We start from the raw sequence: 17620 nt of genomic DNA on the forward strand, positions 1-17620 counted from the left end.
GCCGGCCAGCCGGCCAGCCGGCCAGCCGGCCAGCCGGCCAGCCGGCCAGCCGGCCAGCCGGCCAGCCGGCCAGCCGGCCAGCCGGGCAGCTGGGCAGCTGGGCAGCCGGGCGGCCGGGCCTCAGGACGCTGTGACGGCCGTCGGCTCCGGCTCCAGCCGGTGCCGGGGCAGGCCCTCGTTGAGGTCCTCGACCAGGAGCCGCTTGGCGATGGCGTCCACCGCCGCCCGCAGGTCGCCGGCCGCCGGGCGGCCGATGTCCTGCGCCACCCGCTCCTCCAGCCACTCGCCCCACGCGTGGGTGATCACCCCGGCCTCGCGCGTGCCCGCCTCCGTGTGGGACAGCAGGGAACCGTGGCGGGTCAGATAGCCCTCGTCGACCATGCGGTCGAACACCGGCAGCAGCACCTCCGGCGGCAGATGACGGCGGGCGGCGACGAGTCCGAGGCTCGTGTGGCCGACCATCCGGGTGAACAGCTCGACCTGCATCACCGCCCAGGCTCCGGCCACGTCGAGACGGGTGTCGGAGTCCTCGACGATCCGGCGCGCGGTGTCCGCGTCGGTACCCCCGATGATCTTCGCGACGGATGCCTCCAGCACCCGCCGGGAGTCCGCGCCCGACGGCTGGCCGAACCCCTCTCCCATGTCGGTGGAGCTCATCCGCGCACTGTCACGCAACTCGACCTGTTTCAGGAACAGGGCGACGACGAAACCGACGGCCGCGACCGGCACCGTCCACAGGAACACCGTCTGGATGGTGTCCGCGTAGGCGTGCACGATCGGGTCGGCGACCGCGGAGGGCAGCTGGTGCAGGCCCTCCGGGCTGGTCGCCGCCCTGGCGATGGTCGCCGTGTCGACGCTGCCCGCCGCCGCCGAAGCGGCGGCCTCGACGCCGTCCTTCAGGTTCGGCGTGAGGGAGTTGGTGTAGAGGGTGCCGAAGACCGCCGTGCCGAACGAGCTGCCGAGCGTGCGGAAGAAGGTGACACCGGAGGTGGCGGTGCCCAGGTCGGCGTACTCGACGGTGTTCTGCACGGCGATCGTCAGCACCTGCATGGACAGACCGATGCCGGTGCCGAGCACGAACATGTACAGCGATTCCAGCCACGCGCCCGTGCCCGGTCCCATGTGGGACATCAGGTACAGGCCGACGCCCATCACCAGCGAGCCGACGATCGGGAAGAGACGGTACTGCCCGGTCTTGCTGACCACGTTGCCGCTGAAGACCGACGCGATGAGCAGGCCGAGCACCATCGGCAGCGTGCGCACACCGGAGACCGTGGCCGAGTCGCCGTCGACGTACTGGAGGTAGGTCGGCAGATAGGTCAGCGCGCCGAGCATCGCGAAGCCGACGATGAAGCTGAGGATCGAGCAGACGGAGAAGACCGGGTTGCCGAACAGCCGCATGGGGAGCATGGGTTGCTCCGCCCGCGTCTCGACCCAGCAGAAGAGGGCGAGGGCGACGGCGCCGCCCGCGAACAGGCCGATGATGGCGGCCGAATCCCACGCGTACTCGTTGCCGCCCCAGCTCGTCGCCAGGATCAGCGCGCTCGCGCCGACCGCGACCAGCGCGATGCCCAGATAGTCGATGACCGGTCGGACCGCCGACTTCACCACCGGGATGGTGCGGGCGGCCGCGAAGACGACGACGATCGCGATGGGCACGTTGACGTAGAACGCCCACCGCCAGGACAGATGGTCGGTGAACAGCCCGCCCAGGAGCGGTCCGATGACGGTGGCCACGCCGAACACGGCGCCGATCGCGCCCTGGTACTTGCCCCGCTCCCGCAGCGGGATGACGTCGGCGATCAGCGCCATCGCCGTCACCATCAGGCCGCCCGCGCCGACGCCCTGCATGGCCCGCCAGGCGATCAGCAGCGACATGTTGGTCGCCAGGCCGCACAGGAACGATCCCGTGATGAACACGATCGCCGAGACCTGGAAGACCACCTTGCGGCCGAACAGGTCACCGAACTTGCCGACCAGCACGGTCGCGACGGTCTCCGCGAGGAGGTACGACGTGACCACCCAGGACATGTGCGCGGCCCCGCCGAGGTCCGACACGATCGTCGGCAGCGCCGTGCCCACGATCGTCTGGTCCAGGGCCGCGAGGAGCATCCCCAGCACGATCGTCCCGAAGACGATGTTCCGTCGGCGCGAGTCCAGGACGGGCGGCTGGGCGGCGGCCGGAGCGATTTCCTCGGTGACGGTCACGAGGTCACGATCACACCGGCACCCCCCGCGCGCACGCGGGGACGGGCCGCCCGGGGAAGGCTAGCGGCGCCCCGGGTTGCGGCGCAGCAGATAGGTGTCCATGATCCAGCCCTTGCGTTCGCGCGCCTCGGCGCGCAGCCGCTCGATACGGGGACCGGCCTCGGCGATCGGGCCGGAGACGAGGATCTCGTCCGGGGTCCCTATGTAGGCGCCCCAGTAGATGTCGACGTCCTCCTCGGCGTACTGCCGGAACGTCTGGTGGGCGTCCAGCATCACCACCACGTCGTCCACCCCCTCCGGGAAGCCCTCGGCGAGCCGCCGGCCCGTCGTGATCTGCACCGGCCGCGCCACCCGGTTCAGGCCCGTGCGATGCCGGGCGACGAGCGCCGAGACGCTGCTGATCCCGGGGACGACGTCGTACTCGAAGGCCACCGCGCCCCGGGCCAGCACCTCCTGGAGGATGCCCAGCGTGCTGTCGTAGAGCGCCGGGTCTCCCCAGACCAGGAACGCGCCGCTCTGGTCCTCGCCGAGGTCCTCGGTGATCAGCCGCTCGTAGATCTCCGCGCGGGCGCTGCGCCAGTCGCCGACGGCGGGGGAGTAGGACGCGCCGCCGGCCCCGCGGTCCCGCTCCGGGTCCCGGGCCTCGACCACCCGGTACGCGCCGTGCGGCAGGTGTGTGTCGAGCATGTCGTGGCGCAACCGCGTCAGGTCGCTCTTCACCTCGCCCTTGTCCAGGACGAAGAACACGTCCGTGCTCCGCAGCGCCCTCACCGCCTGGAGGGTCAGCTGGTCGGGGTCGCCCGCGCCGATACCGATGACATGAATCTTTCGCACGCCACGAGTCTGCCGTACGCCACTGACAGTGACCGGGCCGGGTCAGCGCAGCCGGGGCGCCCGGGTCCTCGCGTCCACGGCGGCGCCGGTCCGCTCCACGGTGTCCGCCAGCTCCCGCGCCCAGCGGGCCAGGCCGGCGAGGTCCATCCCGTACGGCCGGTCCTGCCCGGCGCCGGCCGCCCACTCCCGCAGCGCCCCGGCGCCGCGCCGCAGCAGCCGCGCCCCGCCCGTGAGGTTCCCCCGGGCGGCGTGCGTCAGGCCCACCGCGAGCTGCGCGAGCCCGCGCCACAGGGCGCGCTCCGAGTCGGGGCCCGACTTCCAGGCGTCCTCGAAGACCTCGTGCGCGTGGAACGGCTTCCCCTCGTCCAGCAGGGTCTGCGCCTCGGCGACGGTCGCCTCCGGGGTGCGGACGACCCCCTCGGGCTGCCGCTCCACACCGGGCGTGCCGTACGGCAGGGGCCGGCCGAGTCCGTCCCGCGGCCGGGCGTTGCGCGCCCGCCCCTCGCCGTCCCGGTCCCGGGGACCGGTGGGCCGGCCGCCGCTCGTACCTCCTGCGCTGTCCAAACGGTCCATACGGCGATTGTCCCGCGCCCGGGCCCTCTACGGCGCACCGCCCGGGGTGGGGTAAAGTGCTGTTCGCGCGATCGCACGGCGAACACCGTCCGAAGCGCACCGGGACGTGGCGCAGCTTGGTAGCGCACTTGACTGGGGGTCAAGGGGTCGCAGGTTCAAATCCTGTCGTCCCGACCAGCTTCACGGCAGGTCGGAAGCCGCTTTCTCATCATCGGGAAGGCGGCTTCGGTGCGTTCGGGCACCCCGCCGGTTCCGACGGCCCGCTCCGTGGCCCGGCTGGCGGTGCTGCGCGAGGTCGTCCGCGAGAGCGGCGCGAGCGTCAACCAGGTCGTGCTGGCCTGGCAGTTGGGCGGGGAGCTGCCGATCGTCCCGCTGGCCGGGGCGTCGTCGGTGGCGCAACTGGAGGAGAACCTGGCCGCCGTCGACCTGGAGCTGACCGCGGAGCAGCGCGCCCGGCCGGACGCGGCGCACTGATCTCCGGGCGCCGGCCGGGCTCCGACCGGCGCCGTACGGGGGGCAACCCGGGAGTAACCGGGAGGTTAGGCTGGGATCATGCCGTCCATCCGCCGTACCGCCAGACAGGCCGACCTGCTGGAACGCCTCGTCGCGCTGCTGACGGCGGAGGGGTTCTCTGACCTCACCCTGGACGACCTCGCCGAGCGGCTGCGCTGCTCCAAGACGACTCTGTACCAGCTGGCCCGCAGCAAGCAGGGGCTGGTCGTGGAGGCGGTCAAGCACTACTTCCGCGGGGCCACCGAGGCGGTCGAGAAGAGGGTGGCGCAGACCGTCGACCCCTCGGACCGGGTCCGCGCGTACCTGACCGCCGTGGCCGAACAGCTGCGCCCGCTCTCGCGCCGGTTCCTCGACGACGTGGCGGACTTCCCGCCCGCCCGCGAGGTGTACGAGGCCAACACGCGGATGGCCGCGGAGCGGGTGCGCCGGCTGATCGCCGAGGGCGTCTCGGACGGCGCCTTCCGCGAGGTGCACACCGCGTTCGTCGGCGAGGTCGCCGCCGCGACCATGCGCCAGATCCAGCAGGGCGAGCTCAAGACCCGCACCGGGCTGACCGACGCGGAGGCGTACGAACAGCTCGCGTCGCTCATCGTGCACGCCGTCTCCTCCTGAAGCGGACCCTTCCGAATCCCGGTCGGATGCCACGCACCGCCCCGGTGCCGTACTGTGAATGATACGTTCGTACGCACTCCAGTATCACTTCCAGTACTTTCCGGTACTCCTACGTGGAGGTCACCATGCCTGCCACTCGTGCCCTGCCGACCGAGGAAGCCGTCGAGCTCATCCAGCTCACGCGCACCCTCGCCGCCAAGGAACTCGCGCCCCGGGTCGCCGACGCCGAGGCGGACGGTGCGTTCCCCCGGGACGTCTTCCGCACCCTCGGGCGCAGCGGTCTGCTCGGCCTGCCCTTCGCGGAGGAGGACGGCGGGGCGGACCAGCCGTACGAGGTCTACCTCCAGGTGCTGGAGGAGGTCGCCGCGGTCTGGTCGAGCGTCGCCGTGGGCATCTCCGTACACGCCCTGTCCTGCTTCCCGCTGGCCCGCTTCGGCACCGAGGAGCAGCGGCGCAGGTGGCTGCCGGACATGCTGGGCGGTGAGCTGCTCGGCGCGTACTGCCTGTCCGAGCCGCACGCCGGCTCCGACCCGGCGGCCATGCTCACCCGCGCGGTCCGCGACGGCGACTCCTATGTGCTCAACGGAACCAAGGCCTGGACCACGCACGGCGGTTACGCCGACTTCTACACGGTCATGGCCCGTACCTCCGACGACCGCGCGCGCGGCATCTCCTGCTTCCTGATCCCGGCCGGCACCCCGGGGCTCAGCGCCGATCCGCCGGAGCGGAAGATGGGCCTGACGGGCTCGGCCACCGCGACCATGCGGCTGGAGGACGTCAGGGTGCCCGTGGAGCGCCTGATCGGGCAGGAGGGGCAGGGGCTGAAGATCGCGCTCGCTTCCCTCGACTGCGGCCGGCTGGGTATCTCGGCGGTCGCCACCGGTCTCGCCCAGGGGGCCCTCGACCACGCGGTGCGCTACGCGCGGGAGCGGGAGACCTTCGGCAAGCCGATCATCGAGCACCAGGGGCTGGCGTTCGTGCTCGCCGACATGGGCGCCGCGATCGAGTCGGCGCGGGCCACCGCGCTGTCCGCGGCCCGGTTGAAGGACCTCGGCCTGCCCTTCACACGGGAGGCGTCGATCGCCAAACTCGTGGCCACGGACAACGCCATGAAGGTGACCACGGACGCCGTGCAGGTCCTCGGGGGGTACGGGTACACCCGTGACTTCCCCGTGGAGCGCTATATGCGCGAAGCCAAGGTCATGCAGATCTTCGAAGGAACCAACCAGATCCAGCGCATGATCATCTCCCGTGCGCTGGACCGTGACGAGGGCGGTGTGCTCACCGTCCTCGGCAAGGAGTGATGATGCAGCTCGAGAACACCGCCGCCCTTGTCACCGGCGGTGCGTCCGGCCTCGGTGCGGCCACCGCGAAGGCCCTCGCCGAGGGCGGCGCCCAGGTCTTCGCCCTCGACCTCAAGGACGGCATCGACAAGGCGCCGGAAGTGCCGGGCGTCACCTATGTGCCCGCCGACGTCACCGACCCCGAGCAGGTCGGCGCCGCCGTCGCCACGGCGGCGGGCTCCGGTGGTCCGCTGCGCACGGTCGTCAACTGCGCCGGTATCGGCCCGTCCGCGCGGATCCTCGGCAAGAGGGGCGTCCACGACCTCGCTCTGTACGCCAAGGTGATCCAGATCAACCTGATCGGCACCTTCAACGTGCTCGCGCTCGCCTCGGAGGCCATCGCCGCGACCGAGGCCGACGAGAACGGCCAGCGGGGCGTCATCGTCAACACCGCCTCCATCGCCGCGTACGACGGGCAGATCGGGCAGGCCGCCTACGCCTCGTCCAAGGGCGGGGTCGTCGGCCTGACCCTGCCCGCCGCCCGCGACCTCGCGCAGTACGGGATCCGGGTGTGCACCATCGCCCCGGGCATCGTGGAGACGCCGATGCTGGCGACGGTGTCGGAGGAGTTCCGCGCCTCCCTCGCCGAGGGCGTGCCCTTCCCGCGCCGGCTGGCCCGGCCCGAGGAGTACGCCCGGCTGGCCCTGGCGATCGTCGACCACGACTACCTCAACGGCGAGACTGTGCGTATGGACGGCGCGCTGCGGATGGCCCCCAGGTAGGCCCTGGGGCCCGCCGAGGAGCCGTGGAGGCCCTCAGGGTCTGACCAGCAGCTGGAAGTCGAACGCGTACCGGGACGCGCGGTAGATGTGCGTCCCGTACTCGACCGGCCGGCCGGTGTCGTCGTACGCCGTGCGCTGCATGGTCAGCAGGGCCGCCCCCTCCTTCTCGGCGAGGAGGCCGGCCTCCTCGGCGGTCGCGGACCGGGCGCCGATGGTCTGGCGGGCGCTGTGCAGGGTGATGCCCGCCGAGCGCAGCAGCCGGTAGAGGCCGGTCGACTCCAGGCGTTCCGTGTCGAGGTCCAGCAGGGCCGGGGGCAGGTAGTTGCACAGGAACGCCACCGGCTGTCCGTGCGTGGCGCGCAGCCGCTCCAGGAGGGTGACCTCGCTGCCCTGCGGGACCCCGAGCGCGGCGGCCACGTCGGCGGTGGCCGGCACGTGTTCGTTGCGTACGACGTGGGTGGTGGGTCCCTGACCGGCCGCCTCCAGGTCGTCGTAGAGGCTGCTCAGTTCCAGCGGCCGTTTCACCTGGCTGTGCACGACCTGGGTGCCGACTCCGCGCCGTCGCACCAGCAGTCCCTTGTCGACCAGGGACTGGATGGCCTGGCGGACCGTCGGGCGGGACAGGCCCAGGCGGGTCGACAGGTCGATCTCGTTGCCGAGGAGGTTGCCCGGTGCGAGCGCTCCCTGTTCGATCGCCCCCTCCAACTGCTGGGCGAGCTGGTAGTAGAGCGGCACGGGGCTGGTGCGGTCCAGGGCGAAATGCAGCGGGTCGAGCGCGGAGCCGGGCACGGCACGGGATCGGTCGCCGGTCCTCGCCATCGGGGCACCTCCTCGGGTCGGTGGGGTCGGCGGAGTCAGTGGGGCCGGGTGGGAGAGGGCGCTGGGGTGCGGGCGGCCCGGGCGCGGCCCGAGGCGCGGGATGCGCGGCGGGTCAACTCCCGCCGGGCGGGCGTGACACGATCCTTTTCGAACGTCTCCGTCCGCATGAGGGGTGCGTACGGTCGTAAGAGGGGTAGAGATCGATCCCGGTGCGAACCGTCGTGATCACATCCAGTGGCTGGACCGACTCGGCCATGTGCGACGCTCCTCATGGTGATCGGGGGGCCTGGCGTCTCCCAGGTGTAGGTCCCGGGGGCCCGCACTGTCAAGAGTTTGTACTTACATTCGGACCTGCTTGTGAAATGATGTCTTAACAAAGTATTGACAGTGAGCCCGTCAAGGGATTGGATCCGGCATCAAGCAGCGCACGCCGGGCCCGAGACACCTGAACAGTCGCGGACCCGGCCCCATGGCCCCAATCTGAGTAGAAACGGGCCCCGGATCCTCTCGATCGCCTCCCCTTTTCCGGTCGTTTTCTCCGTCGCACAGTGAGGTGCAGGAAAGATGGACAGCTCTTCTCCCTTCCGCTCGAGCAGAATCGCCCCGGTCGTGGCCTTGGCCGCGGCGGCGGCCCTGACCCTTGCAGGCTGCTCCAGCAGTTCCGGCGGCAAGAAGTCCGAGGAGAGCGCGGACGGCGCTTCCGCGGGCAAGGCGAGCACTCCGCAGATGACGGTCGCCCTGGTGACCCACCAGTCGCCCGGCGACACCTTCTGGGACATCGTCCGCAAGGGCGCCGAGGCGGCCGCCGCGAAGGACAACGTCAAGCTGGTCTACTCGGCCGACCCGAACGCCGGAAACCAGGCCACCCTGATCCAGAACGCGATCGACCAGAAGGTCGACGGCATCGCCGTCACCCTCGCCAAGCCGGACGCGCTGAAGGACGTCATAGCCAAGGCGAAGGCCGCGAAGATACCCGTGGTCGGCCTCAACTCCGGTGTCAGCGAGTGGAAGAACCTCGGCCTGATGGAGTTCTTCGGCCAGGACGAGACGGTGGCCGGCGAGGCGCTCGGCAACAGGCTCAACTCCGAGGGCGCCAAGAAGGCCGTCTGTGTCATCCAGGAGCAGGGCAACATCGGCCTCACCCAGCGCTGTGCCGGTGTGAAGAAGACGTTCTCGGGCACGACGGAGACCCTGTACGTCAACGGCACCGACATGCCGTCCGTGAAGTCGACGATCACCGCCAAGCTGAGCCAGGACAAGGCCATCGACTACGTCGTCACCCTCGGCGCCCCGTTCGCGCTGACGGCGGTGCAGTCGAAGGCCGACGCCGGCAGCAAGGCCAAGATCGCGACCTTCGACCTGAACAAGGACCTGACGAGCGCCATCGACAAGGGCACGATCGAGTTCGCCGTCGACCAGCAGCCCTACCTCCAGGGCTACCTGGCGGTCGACTCGCTGTGGCTCTACAAGAACAACGGCAACTACATGGGCGGCGGCGAGCAGCCGGTGCTGACGGGCCCGGCCTTCGTGGACAAGACCAACGTCGACGCGGTCGCCTCGTTCGCCGCGAAGGGCACCCGGTGATGAGCATGACCCATCATGCCGAGCCGGCGGTGACCACACCGCCGGCCCCCGGCCGCAAGGAGAGCGACGGCCGGACCAAGCAACGCCCGCCGGCCCTGCGGCTGTTGGCCCGCCCCGAGGTGGGTGTGTTCCTCGGCGCGGTCGCGGTGTACGTGTTCTTCCTGATCGCGGCGCCGCCGGTGCGTGACGGCAGCTCGATGGCCAACATCCTGTACCAGTCGTCGACGATCGGGATCATGGCGCTGCCGGTCGCGCTGCTGATGATCGGCGGCGAGTTCGACCTCTCCGCCGGCGTCGCCGTCATCACCTCGGCGCTCACCGCGTCCATGCTCAGCTACCAACTCACCATGAACGTGTGGGTCGGTATCGTCGTCGCCCTTCTGGTGTCCCTCGGGATCGGCTTCCTGAACGGCTGGATGGTCGTGAAGACCGGGCTGCCGAGCTTCCTGATCACCCTGGGCACCTTCCTGATCCTCCAGGGCGTCAACCTCGCCGTCACCAAGCTGGTCACCACCAACGTGGCCACCGACGACATCAGCGACATGGACGGCTTCGGCCAGGCCAAGAAGGTCTTCGCCTCGTCCTTCGACGTCGGCGGTGTCCAGGTGAAGATCACCATCGTGTACTGGCTCGTCTTCGCGGCCATCGCCACCTGGATCCTGCTGCGCACCCGCTACGGCAACTGGATCTTCGCGGTCGGCGGCAACAAGGAGAGCGCCCGGGCGGTCGGCGTGCCCGTGACGTTCACGAAGATCTCGCTGTTCATGCTGGTCGGCTTCGGCGCCTGGTTCATCGGGATGCACCAGCTGTTCACCTTCAACACCGTGCAGTCCGGCGAGGGCGTCGGCCAGGAGCTGATCTACATCTCCGCGGCCGTCATCGGCGGCTGTCTGCTGACCGGCGGCGCCGGCTCGGCGATCGGCCCGGTCTTCGGGGCGTTCATGTTCGGCATGGTGCAGCAGGGCATCGTCTACGCAGGCTGGAACCCCGACTGGTTCAAGGCCTTCCTCGGCGTCATGCTCCTCGGCGCCGTCCTCATCAATCTGTGGGTCCAGCGCACGGCCACCCGGAGGTGACCCCCATGACCACCGACGGAACCGGCACGCACGGCGCCATCCTCGCGGACACCGCTCCCGAGGGCGGTGACAGTCCACTCGTCGAACTGCGCAACGCGGGCAAGTCCTACGGCAACATCCGTGCCCTGCACGGGGTCGACCTCGCCGTCCGCCCCGGCCAGGTGACCTGCGTCCTCGGCGACAACGGCGCCGGCAAGTCGACGCTGATCAAGATCGTCTCGGGGCTGCACCAGCACACCGAGGGCGAGTTCCTCGTCGACGGCCACCCCGTGCGCTTCTCCACCCCGCGCGAGGCGCTCGACAAGGGGATCGCCACCGTCTACCAGGACCTGGCGACGGTCCCGCTGATGCCGGTGTGGCGGAACTTCTTCCTCGGCTCCGAACTCACCAAGGGACCCTGGCCGGTACGCCGTCTCGACATCGAGAAGATGAAGAAGACCGCCGACGCGGAACTGCGCAACATGGGCATCGTCCTCGACGACCTCGAGCAGCCCATCGGGACGCTCTCCGGCGGCCAGCGCCAGTGCGTGGCCATCGCCCGCGCCGTCCACTTCGGCGCCCGCGTCCTCATCCTGGACGAACCGACGGCGGCCCTCGGCGTCAAGCAGTCCGGCGTGGTCCTGAAGTACATCGCCGCCGCCCGCGACCGCGGCCTCGGCGTCATCTTCATCACCCACAACCCCCACCACGCCTACATGGTCGGCGACCACTTCAGCGTCCTGCGTCTCGGCACCATGGAGCTCTCCGCCTCCCGCGACCAGGTCGGCCTCGAAGAACTCACCAACCACATGGCCGGCGGCACCGAACTCGCGGCTCTCAAGCACGAGTTGGCCCAGGTTCGCGGTGTCGACGTCGAGGAGCTCCCGGAGGAGAAGGACCTCACCGCGCCCGTGGCGACTCCTGGGGAGAGGACGCCCTGACATCCGGCCGTGAAGCACGGGTGACGGGCGAACCGCCGTCCGGTGCGCCGGAGTCGGAGCCCGTCCTGGTCGCGGTCCGGAGGCCGGGCGGCGAACGGTTCGCGACCGTGGAGCAGGACGTGTACCCGTGGCGGCCGGACCGGCCACCGCCCGGCGCGGTGCGCACCCGGAAGTCCCCGCGCTTGCGCGGGGCCTGACCGGGGGACCGGGCAAGCCGGGCGCGTCGCGCCGTCGCCGACAGGCGGCGGCGCGCCCGCGCTCGTATGGTGGGGGTGATGGGCCGCATGCGGCCCGTGCCCCCTGGTGCGGCTGTGGCCTGCGGCGGAACCTCCTCATACGGGAGCGAGCCCATGACACACCCGTGTATCCGACTGCGCAGGGGGATCGTCGTCGCCGTCACGGTGGGGGCGCTGGTGGTGCCCGCCGCGGGCGGGACGGCGATGGCACTGCCGTCCTCGGCCGCCACGGTGGCCACCGGCACCGAACCGCCCTCGCCGTCCTCCTCCGGGGACGGCGTCGTCGAACTCACCCCGGCCGTGCAGAAGCAGGTCGACGACGCCGTGCAGCGGGTGATGAAGCAGGCGAGCATTCCCGGTGTGTCCGTCGGCATCTGGACGCCGGGCAAGGGCGAGTACGTGAAGTCCTTCGGCGTCGCCGACAAGAGCACCGGCAAGGAGATGGACCCCGGCCTCTACATGCGCATCGGCAGCGAGACCAAGACGTTCACCGTCACCGCGGTCCTGCAGCTGGTCGACGAGGGGAAGATCGGCCTCGACGACACCATCGGCGAGTACGTCGACGGCGTACCGAACGGCGACAAGATCACGCTGCGTCAGCTGGCCGGCATGCGCAGCGGGCTGTTCAACTACTCGGCGGACGAGGACTTCTTCAAGGCGCTGACCTCCGACCCGCAACGGCCGTTCACTCCGCAGCAGTTGCTCGACTACTCGTTCAAGCACCCCGTGCTGTTCCCGCCGGGCGAGAAGTTCTACTACTGCAACACCAACCTGATCCTGCTCGGCCTGGTCGTCGAGCAGATGAGCGGCCAGCACCTCAACGACTACATCCAGGACCACATCCTGGACCCGGCCGGCCTGGATCACACCCTGTTCCCCACCGGCAACGAGTTCCCGACCCCGCACTCCCAGGGCTACACGAACCAGACCGCGACCGGGAAGATCGAGGACAGCGCCGACTGGAACCCGTCCTGGGGCTGGGCGGCCGGCGCGATGATCTCCCAGCTGCAGGACCTGCGGGTCTGGGCGCGTACCGTGGCCACGGGCGTGCTCCCCGACGGCGAGCGGATGATCAGCCCCGCCACCCAGAAGCAGCGCCTGATCACACCGCCGACCCCGATTCCGGGCGCCGGATACGGGCTCGGCATCTTCGACGTGCAGGGCTGGATCGGCCACAACGGCTCGCTGCCCGGCTACGAGTCCCTGACCATCTACCTGCCGTCGGCACGGGCGACCCTCGTCGTCGTGCTCAACACCGACATCAACTACAAGAACCAGGAACCCAGCACCCTGTTCGGCGACGCGATCACCACGATCATCTCCCCGGACCACATCTTCAACCTGCCGGCGGAACCAGCGGCGAGGTGAGGACGTTCAGAGAGATACCAGGTGTGTGAAGTCGGGGACGGGGAGGGTGAGATGCAGGAGGAAGAGCAGGCCGGCACCGCGGAGGTCCGGCGCCGGGCCCGGTTCGGCGCGCTGCCCGAGCGAGTGCGCCCGCAGGACATGGTCGAGGAGCGGCCGGCCACCCCCAGGGACCCGGCCCGGGACGCCTACGACCCGGACGAGTTCGCGGTCCGCTACGGCCTGTGAACCGGTGAGGGCGGCCGGGGAACACCTCTCCCCGGCCGCCCCCGGGCGGACGCACCAGGCACACAGGCCCGCAGGCTCAGGAGGCGCGGACCTCCGCGATCGTCACCGGCCGGTGCTCGTGCAGGGACAGCGTGCACGCGTCCGCGATCCAGCCCGCCTCCAGGGCGTCCTCGATCGTGCAGGGCGAGGTGCGGGTACCGGCCACGACCTCGGTGAACGCGGTGAGTTCGGCGCGGTAGGCGGCGGTGAAGCGGTCCATGAAGAAGTCGTGCGGGGTACCGGCCGGGAAGGTCACCCCGGGCTCCACCGAGCGCAGCGGCAGCTTGTCCTCCAGGCCGACCGCGATCGAGTCCGTGAAGCCGTGGATCTCCATCCGGACGTCATAACCCCGGGCGTTGTGACGGGAGTTGGAGACCACCGCGATCGTGCCGTCGTCCAGGGTGAGGATCGCGCCGGTGGTGTCGGCGTCGCCCGCCTCCCTGATGTAGTCGGCGCCCCGGTTGCCGCCGACCGCGTACACCTCGGTCACCTCGCGGCCCGTGACCCAGCGGATGATGTCGAAGTCGTGCACGGAACAGTCCCGGAAGATGCCCCCGGAGGCGGCGACGTACGCGGCCGGCGGCGGCGCCGGGTCGAGCGTGGTCGAGCGGACCGTGTGCAGCTTGCCCAGCTCGCCGGCGGTCACGGCCGCCCGCGCGGCGACGAAGCCCGCGTCGAAGCGGCGGTTGTAGCCGATCTGGATGGGGACGGCACTGTCCCGCACGGCATCGAGGACCTCGACGCCCTCGCTCATGGTCCTGGCGACGGGCTTCTCGCAGAAGACCGGGATGCCCGCCTGGACGGCGGCCAGGATCAGGCCCGGGTGGGCGTCCGTCGCCGCCGCGATCACGACACCGTCCACCCCGGAGGCCAGCACGGCCTCGGGGGAGTCCGCGACCTCGGCGCCGAACCGCTCGGCGGCCTTCTTGGCGGCCTCCGCGAACGGGTCGGCCACGACGAGCGACTCGACGACGTCGAGTCCGGAGAGGGTCTCGGCGTGGAAGGCGCCGATGCGGCCGAGGCCGAGGATTCCGATACGCATGTGCTTCGCTGCTCCTTGTGTGTGGTTGCTGTGCGTTGCCGGGGCTCCGCCCCGGGCCCCGGTCGCCCTGCGGGCTCGTCCCCGAAGGCCGGACGGGCTCGACCGGTCCTGGCCGCCCGGTCCGTTCCGGCCCCAGTCGATCACCGAACCGGTGACCACGCCCGATCGGGCCGGTCTTCGCGGCCCCGTACGGGGCCTGAGAGGGCGGACCGCCGTGAGCCGAAGGGGTGATGATGTCGGCGACCGCGCCGGACCCCTCCCGGGCCGGCCGCGCGGACGTTCCGGCCGCTGCCGCTGCCGCTGCCGCTGCCGCTGCCGCCGTCGACGAGGACGGCCTTGTCGTCGAGAAGTCCCATGTACGGGCGGCCTCTCAGCTCGTGCGCCGCGCGGCGCCGGCCCGCAGCTCGTCCCGGAGTGCCCGCGGGGTCCACTCCTCCCGCAACGCGCGCCGTACGACGTCCGACTGCGCGGGCGGGGCGAGGCCGTCGACGGGCGGGTCGCTGTCGAGGTTCGTGGGGAAGGGGTAGCCCTCGGCGCTCGCGGCGACGACACGCTCCAGCCACTCCTCGTCCATGCCCTGCGCCCGGCGCCTCAGCAGGACGGGGTAGACCGCGGCAGCCACCGCCTCCCGGTCCACGGTCTCCATCGCGCGCCCGAAGGCCGAGGACACCTGGAGCAGATTGGCGGTCCGGCGCACGTCGGTGGTGCGGTTGGTGCCGGCGGCGTGGAAGACGGCCGGATTGAAGAACACGGCGTCGCCCTTCGCCAGCGGCAGTTGGACGTGGTGCTCCTCGAAGTACTCCTGGAACTCGGGCCGTCGCCACGCCAGGTAGCCGGGCTCGTACGTCTGCGAGTAGGGCAGGTACAGCGTCGGCCCGGACTCCACGGGCATGTCGCAGTGTGCGACCGCGCCCTGGAGCGTCAGCACGGGGGAGAGCCGGTGGACGTGCGCGGGATAGGCGGCGGCCCGCTCGTCGGAGAGGAAGCCGAGGTGGTAGTTGCGGTGCGGGCGCTGTGCCGCGCCGCCCGGGTTGACCACGTTGACCTGGGACGTCACCTGGTAGCCCGGACCGAGCCAGGCCTGCGAGGCCAGCGCGAGGATGTCGTTGGCGTAGTAGTCGGCGAACGCCTCCGGGTCACGCAGGGCGACCTTCTCCAGGGCGTTCCAGACGCGGTCGTTGGCGCCGGGCCTCGCGAAGTGGTCGCCCGCGGTCGCACCCGAGGCGTGCTGCTCGGCGATGATTGCGTCGAACACGGCGGTGGTCCGGTCGACGACCGTCGGATCGGGGAAGGCGTCCCGGAAGACGACGACTCCGGGACCGTCGCTCAGGGCCCGCACCAGTTCGGCGCGGACCGCGTGGCCCGTTCCGGGGGCGCGCAGGCGCTCACTGTCGTAGACGAGGACGTTCCCCTGCACCGCCGAGGCGTGCGGGAACCCGGCGCGGTCGGTGGTGCGCCCGACCAGCGTGCGGAACGTGTCGAGGTCGCAGTCCTGCTCGGTCAGCCAGGTGTGGCCCCGCACGGAGGTGAAGGACATCGTCGTCCCTTCGATGACAATGGCGGCTCTCCGCTGCCATTCTTGTCATGACAAACCCGTCGAACAACCGGCAGGCGGCCATCAAAAACCCCTCAAGCGGATCCCCTGGGAGCATTTCGTGGGCCACCCCTTCCCCATCCGAGAGATCGCACGTCAGGCGGGTCTGAGCGAGGCGACCGTCGACCGGGTGCTCAACGGCAGGGGAGGAGTGCGGGAGTCCACCGTGCAGGAGGTCCGGCGCGCCATCGCCGACCTGGACCGGCAGCGGACCCAGGTCAGGCTGGTCGGACGCACCTTCATGATCGACATCGTCATGCAGGCGCCGGAACGGTTCAGCACCGCCGTCCGGGCCGCCCTGGAGGCCGAGCTGCCGTCCCTGCACCCGGCCGTGCTGCGCTCCCGCTTCCACTTCCGTGAGACCGGACCGGTCCAGGAACAGGTCGCCACCCTCGACCGGATAGCCCGGCGCGGCTCGCAGGGGGTCGTCCTCAAGGCGCCGGACGTACCCGAGATCAACGCCGCCGTCGGCCGGCTGGTCGCCGCCGGTGTCCCGGTCGTCACCCTGGTCACGGATCTGCCGGCCAGCGCCCGCCTCGCCTACGTCGGCATCGACGACCGGGCCGCCGGCGCCACCGCCGCCTATCTCATGGGCCAGTGGCTCGGTGACCGCCCCGGCAATGTGCTCACCAGCCTGAGCAGCGGCTTCTTCCGCAACGAGGAGGAACGCGAGATGGGTTTCCGCAGCGTGATGCGGGCCCGGCATCCGGAGCGCACGCTGGTCGAGATCGCCGAGGGGCAGGGGCTGGACGCCACGCAGTACGAGCTCGTCCGGGCCGCGCTGGAACGCGACCCGGACATCCGCGCCGTCTACTCCATCGGCGGCGGCAACGACGCCACGCTGCGCGCCTTCGCCGACCTCGGCCGCGAGTGCGCCGTGTTCGTCGCGCACGATCTCGACCACGACAACACCCGGCTGCTGCGCGGACACCGCCTGTCCGCCGTCCTCCACCACGACCTGCGCCACGATGTGCGCGAGGCCTGCCACACCGTGATGCGGGCGCACGGCGCGCTGCCGCCGGCCGGTCCCCCGCTGCCGTCGGCGATCCAGGTGGTCACCCCGTACAACCTGCCGCCCCGGCCGGCGGCCGGCTGAAACCGGTCGCCGGCCGGGGTACGGGATCCGGCCGGGGCAGGGGATCCGGCCGGGGTCCGGTCCGCGGGCCGCTCAGTGCCGCAGAGCAGGCGTTCCGGCCGCCGGGGCGGGGCGTGCCGCGCTGCGGTACGTGCACACGCCCAGGGCCAGCAGCCAGTAGCTGAGGACGGCCCCCGTCAGGGCGGTCGTGCCCCAGCCGTTCGCCGCGTAGAAGAAGGTGGGGTCGTTGCCGAAGAACATCGACGGCACGAAGGCCAGGTCGACCGCGGCCAGCACGTACGCCGAGCGGCCGGTCCAGCGCGGCAGCAGACGGGTGCGGGTGACGGCGTGGCCGAGCGCGGCCAGGAAGAGCGCCAGCAGGAGACGGGAGATCGACCCGTAGAGGATGTAGGTGCCACTGACGTCGATGGTCGGGTCGATCGGGTGGTCGACGGCGATGACCGCGCCGGCCTCGAGGCCCATCGAGACCAGGGTGACGGTGGCGTAGACGAGGCCGGTGGAGAAGGCGAGGGACCCGATCCACCCGTGGGCGGGACTCACCCGCCCGACCAGTTCGCGGAACGCCGTCACGAACACGACCAGGGATGCCAGCGCGACGATCCCGACGAGCAGCCGGGACAGCACGTTGCCGTCCGGCGGCGGGCCGTCGTGGACGAAGTACAGCGGCACCTGGACGATGAGGGCGAGCGCGGCGACGACGGCGGCGAGGCCGGTCAGACGACGGGCGGCGGCTTCGGACATGGGGATCCCCCGAGTTCTCGGTGTGGGCGGGCTCGGTGCCGGCGGCAGCGTGCTCGTGCACGTGCTCGCCGACCC

The 17620-nt window shown here is 71.1% G+C and carries 16 protein-coding genes, 1 tRNA gene and 1 pseudogene; 11 read left to right on the forward strand and 7 right to left on the reverse strand.

Going from position 1 to position 17620, the window contains the following annotated elements; all coding sequences use genetic code 11:
• Window positions 1-120: 120 nt before the first annotated feature.
• From ABT070_RS39955 to ABT070_RS39965, 3 genes are read right to left on the reverse strand one after another with little or no spacing between them, the layout of a single operon-like run.
• A complete protein-coding gene (locus ABT070_RS39955; protein WP_351767853.1) occupies window positions 121-2208 on the reverse strand; it encodes an MDR family MFS transporter in 2088 nt (695 codons plus the stop codon).
• A 60-nt stretch (window positions 2209-2268) separates the two neighbouring features.
• Window positions 2269-3042, reverse strand: a complete 774-nt coding sequence (gene cobF / locus ABT070_RS39960; RefSeq protein ID WP_351767854.1) for a precorrin-6A synthase (deacetylating) — start codon at window positions 3040-3042, stop codon at window positions 2269-2271.
• Window positions 3043-3084: 42 nt separating this feature from the next.
• Complete coding sequence (locus tag ABT070_RS39965) at window positions 3085-3615, reverse strand: DUF309 domain-containing protein (RefSeq protein WP_351767855.1); 531 nt, start codon at window positions 3613-3615, stop codon at window positions 3085-3087.
• A 100-nt stretch (window positions 3616-3715) separates the two neighbouring features.
• On the opposite strand from ABT070_RS39965, the gene ABT070_RS39970 reads away from it, so the two are divergent.
• The 5 genes and pseudogenes from ABT070_RS39970 to ABT070_RS39990 all read left to right on the forward strand — a co-directional run bounded on the left by ABT070_RS39970 (window position 3716) and on the right by ABT070_RS39990 (window position 6805).
• Window positions 3716-3792 (forward strand) — tRNA-Pro (locus ABT070_RS39970).
• A 90-nt stretch (window positions 3793-3882) separates the two neighbouring features.
• Window positions 3883-4089 (forward strand): annotated as a pseudogene (locus ABT070_RS39975) (aldo/keto reductase); the annotation flags it as partial.
• A 78-nt stretch (window positions 4090-4167) separates the two neighbouring features.
• Complete coding sequence (locus ABT070_RS39980) at window positions 4168-4740, forward strand: TetR/AcrR family transcriptional regulator (RefSeq protein WP_351767857.1); 573 nt, start codon at window positions 4168-4170, stop codon at window positions 4738-4740.
• A 125-nt stretch (window positions 4741-4865) separates the two neighbouring features.
• Window positions 4866-6044: an acyl-CoA dehydrogenase family protein gene (locus ABT070_RS39985; protein ID WP_351767858.1), complete on the forward strand. Its 1179-nt coding sequence runs from the start codon at window positions 4866-4868 to the stop codon at window positions 6042-6044.
• A 2-nt stretch (window positions 6045-6046) separates the two neighbouring features.
• The gene (locus ABT070_RS39990) at window positions 6047-6805 is read left to right on the forward strand and encodes an SDR family NAD(P)-dependent oxidoreductase (RefSeq protein ID WP_351767860.1); all 759 of its coding nucleotides are present in this window, start codon (window positions 6047-6049) and stop codon (window positions 6803-6805) included.
• 33 nt (window positions 6806-6838) lie between these two features.
• Here the strand turns inward: ABT070_RS39990 and ABT070_RS39995 are convergent, their stop codons facing one another.
• Window positions 6839-7624, reverse strand: a complete 786-nt coding sequence (locus ABT070_RS39995; RefSeq protein ID WP_351767861.1) for a GntR family transcriptional regulator — start codon at window positions 7622-7624, stop codon at window positions 6839-6841.
• Between the two features lie 564 nt (window positions 7625-8188).
• On the opposite strand from ABT070_RS39995, the gene ABT070_RS40000 reads away from it, so the two are divergent.
• From ABT070_RS40000 to ABT070_RS40025, 5 genes are all read left to right on the forward strand, one after another.
• Window positions 8189-9208: a sugar ABC transporter substrate-binding protein gene (locus ABT070_RS40000; RefSeq protein ID WP_351767862.1), complete on the forward strand. Its 1020-nt coding sequence runs from the start codon at window positions 8189-8191 to the stop codon at window positions 9206-9208.
• Window positions 9208-10284, forward strand: a complete 1077-nt coding sequence (locus ABT070_RS40005) for an ABC transporter permease (protein WP_351767863.1) — start codon at window positions 9208-9210, stop codon at window positions 10282-10284. The genes ABT070_RS40000 and ABT070_RS40005 overlap by 1 nt, the downstream gene beginning before the upstream one ends.
• A gap of 5 nt (window positions 10285-10289) precedes the next feature.
• Complete coding sequence (locus ABT070_RS40010) at window positions 10290-11204, forward strand: ATP-binding cassette domain-containing protein (RefSeq protein WP_351767864.1); 915 nt, start codon at window positions 10290-10292, stop codon at window positions 11202-11204.
• 350 nt (window positions 11205-11554) lie between these two features.
• The gene (locus ABT070_RS40020) at window positions 11555-12808 is read left to right on the forward strand and encodes a serine hydrolase domain-containing protein (RefSeq protein ID WP_351767865.1); all 1254 of its coding nucleotides are present in this window, start codon (window positions 11555-11557) and stop codon (window positions 12806-12808) included.
• Window positions 12809-12859: 51 nt separating this feature from the next.
• A complete protein-coding gene (locus tag ABT070_RS40025; RefSeq protein ID WP_314219758.1) occupies window positions 12860-13033 on the forward strand; it encodes a hypothetical protein in 174 nt (57 codons plus the stop codon).
• 76 nt (window positions 13034-13109) lie between these two features.
• On the opposite strand, the gene ABT070_RS40030 is transcribed toward ABT070_RS40025, so the two are convergent.
• On the reverse strand, window positions 13110-14114 hold the full coding sequence (locus ABT070_RS40030; RefSeq protein WP_351767866.1) for a Gfo/Idh/MocA family protein: 1005 nt from the start codon (window positions 14112-14114) through the stop codon (window positions 13110-13112).
• Between the two features lie 370 nt (window positions 14115-14484).
• Window positions 14485-15651: a phytanoyl-CoA dioxygenase family protein gene (locus ABT070_RS40035; RefSeq protein WP_351767867.1), complete on the reverse strand. Its 1167-nt coding sequence runs from the start codon at window positions 15649-15651 to the stop codon at window positions 14485-14487.
• Window positions 15652-15769: 118 nt separating this feature from the next.
• Between ABT070_RS40035 and ABT070_RS40040 the strand changes: the two genes are divergently transcribed.
• Entirely contained in the window at window positions 15770-16804 is a 1035-nt protein-coding gene (locus ABT070_RS40040) for a LacI family DNA-binding transcriptional regulator (protein ID WP_351767868.1), read from the forward strand.
• A gap of 72 nt (window positions 16805-16876) precedes the next feature.
• Here ABT070_RS40040 and ABT070_RS40045 read toward each other — a convergent pair whose 3' ends face one another.
• The gene (locus ABT070_RS40045) at window positions 16877-17545 is read right to left on the reverse strand and encodes a hypothetical protein (RefSeq protein ID WP_351767869.1); all 669 of its coding nucleotides are present in this window, start codon (window positions 17543-17545) and stop codon (window positions 16877-16879) included.
• Between the last annotated feature and the right edge of the window lie 75 nt (window positions 17546-17620).

Source organism: Streptomyces sp. NPDC002884, from assembly GCF_040295245.1.
GTDB lineage: Bacteria > Actinomycetota > Actinomycetes > Streptomycetales > Streptomycetaceae > Streptomyces.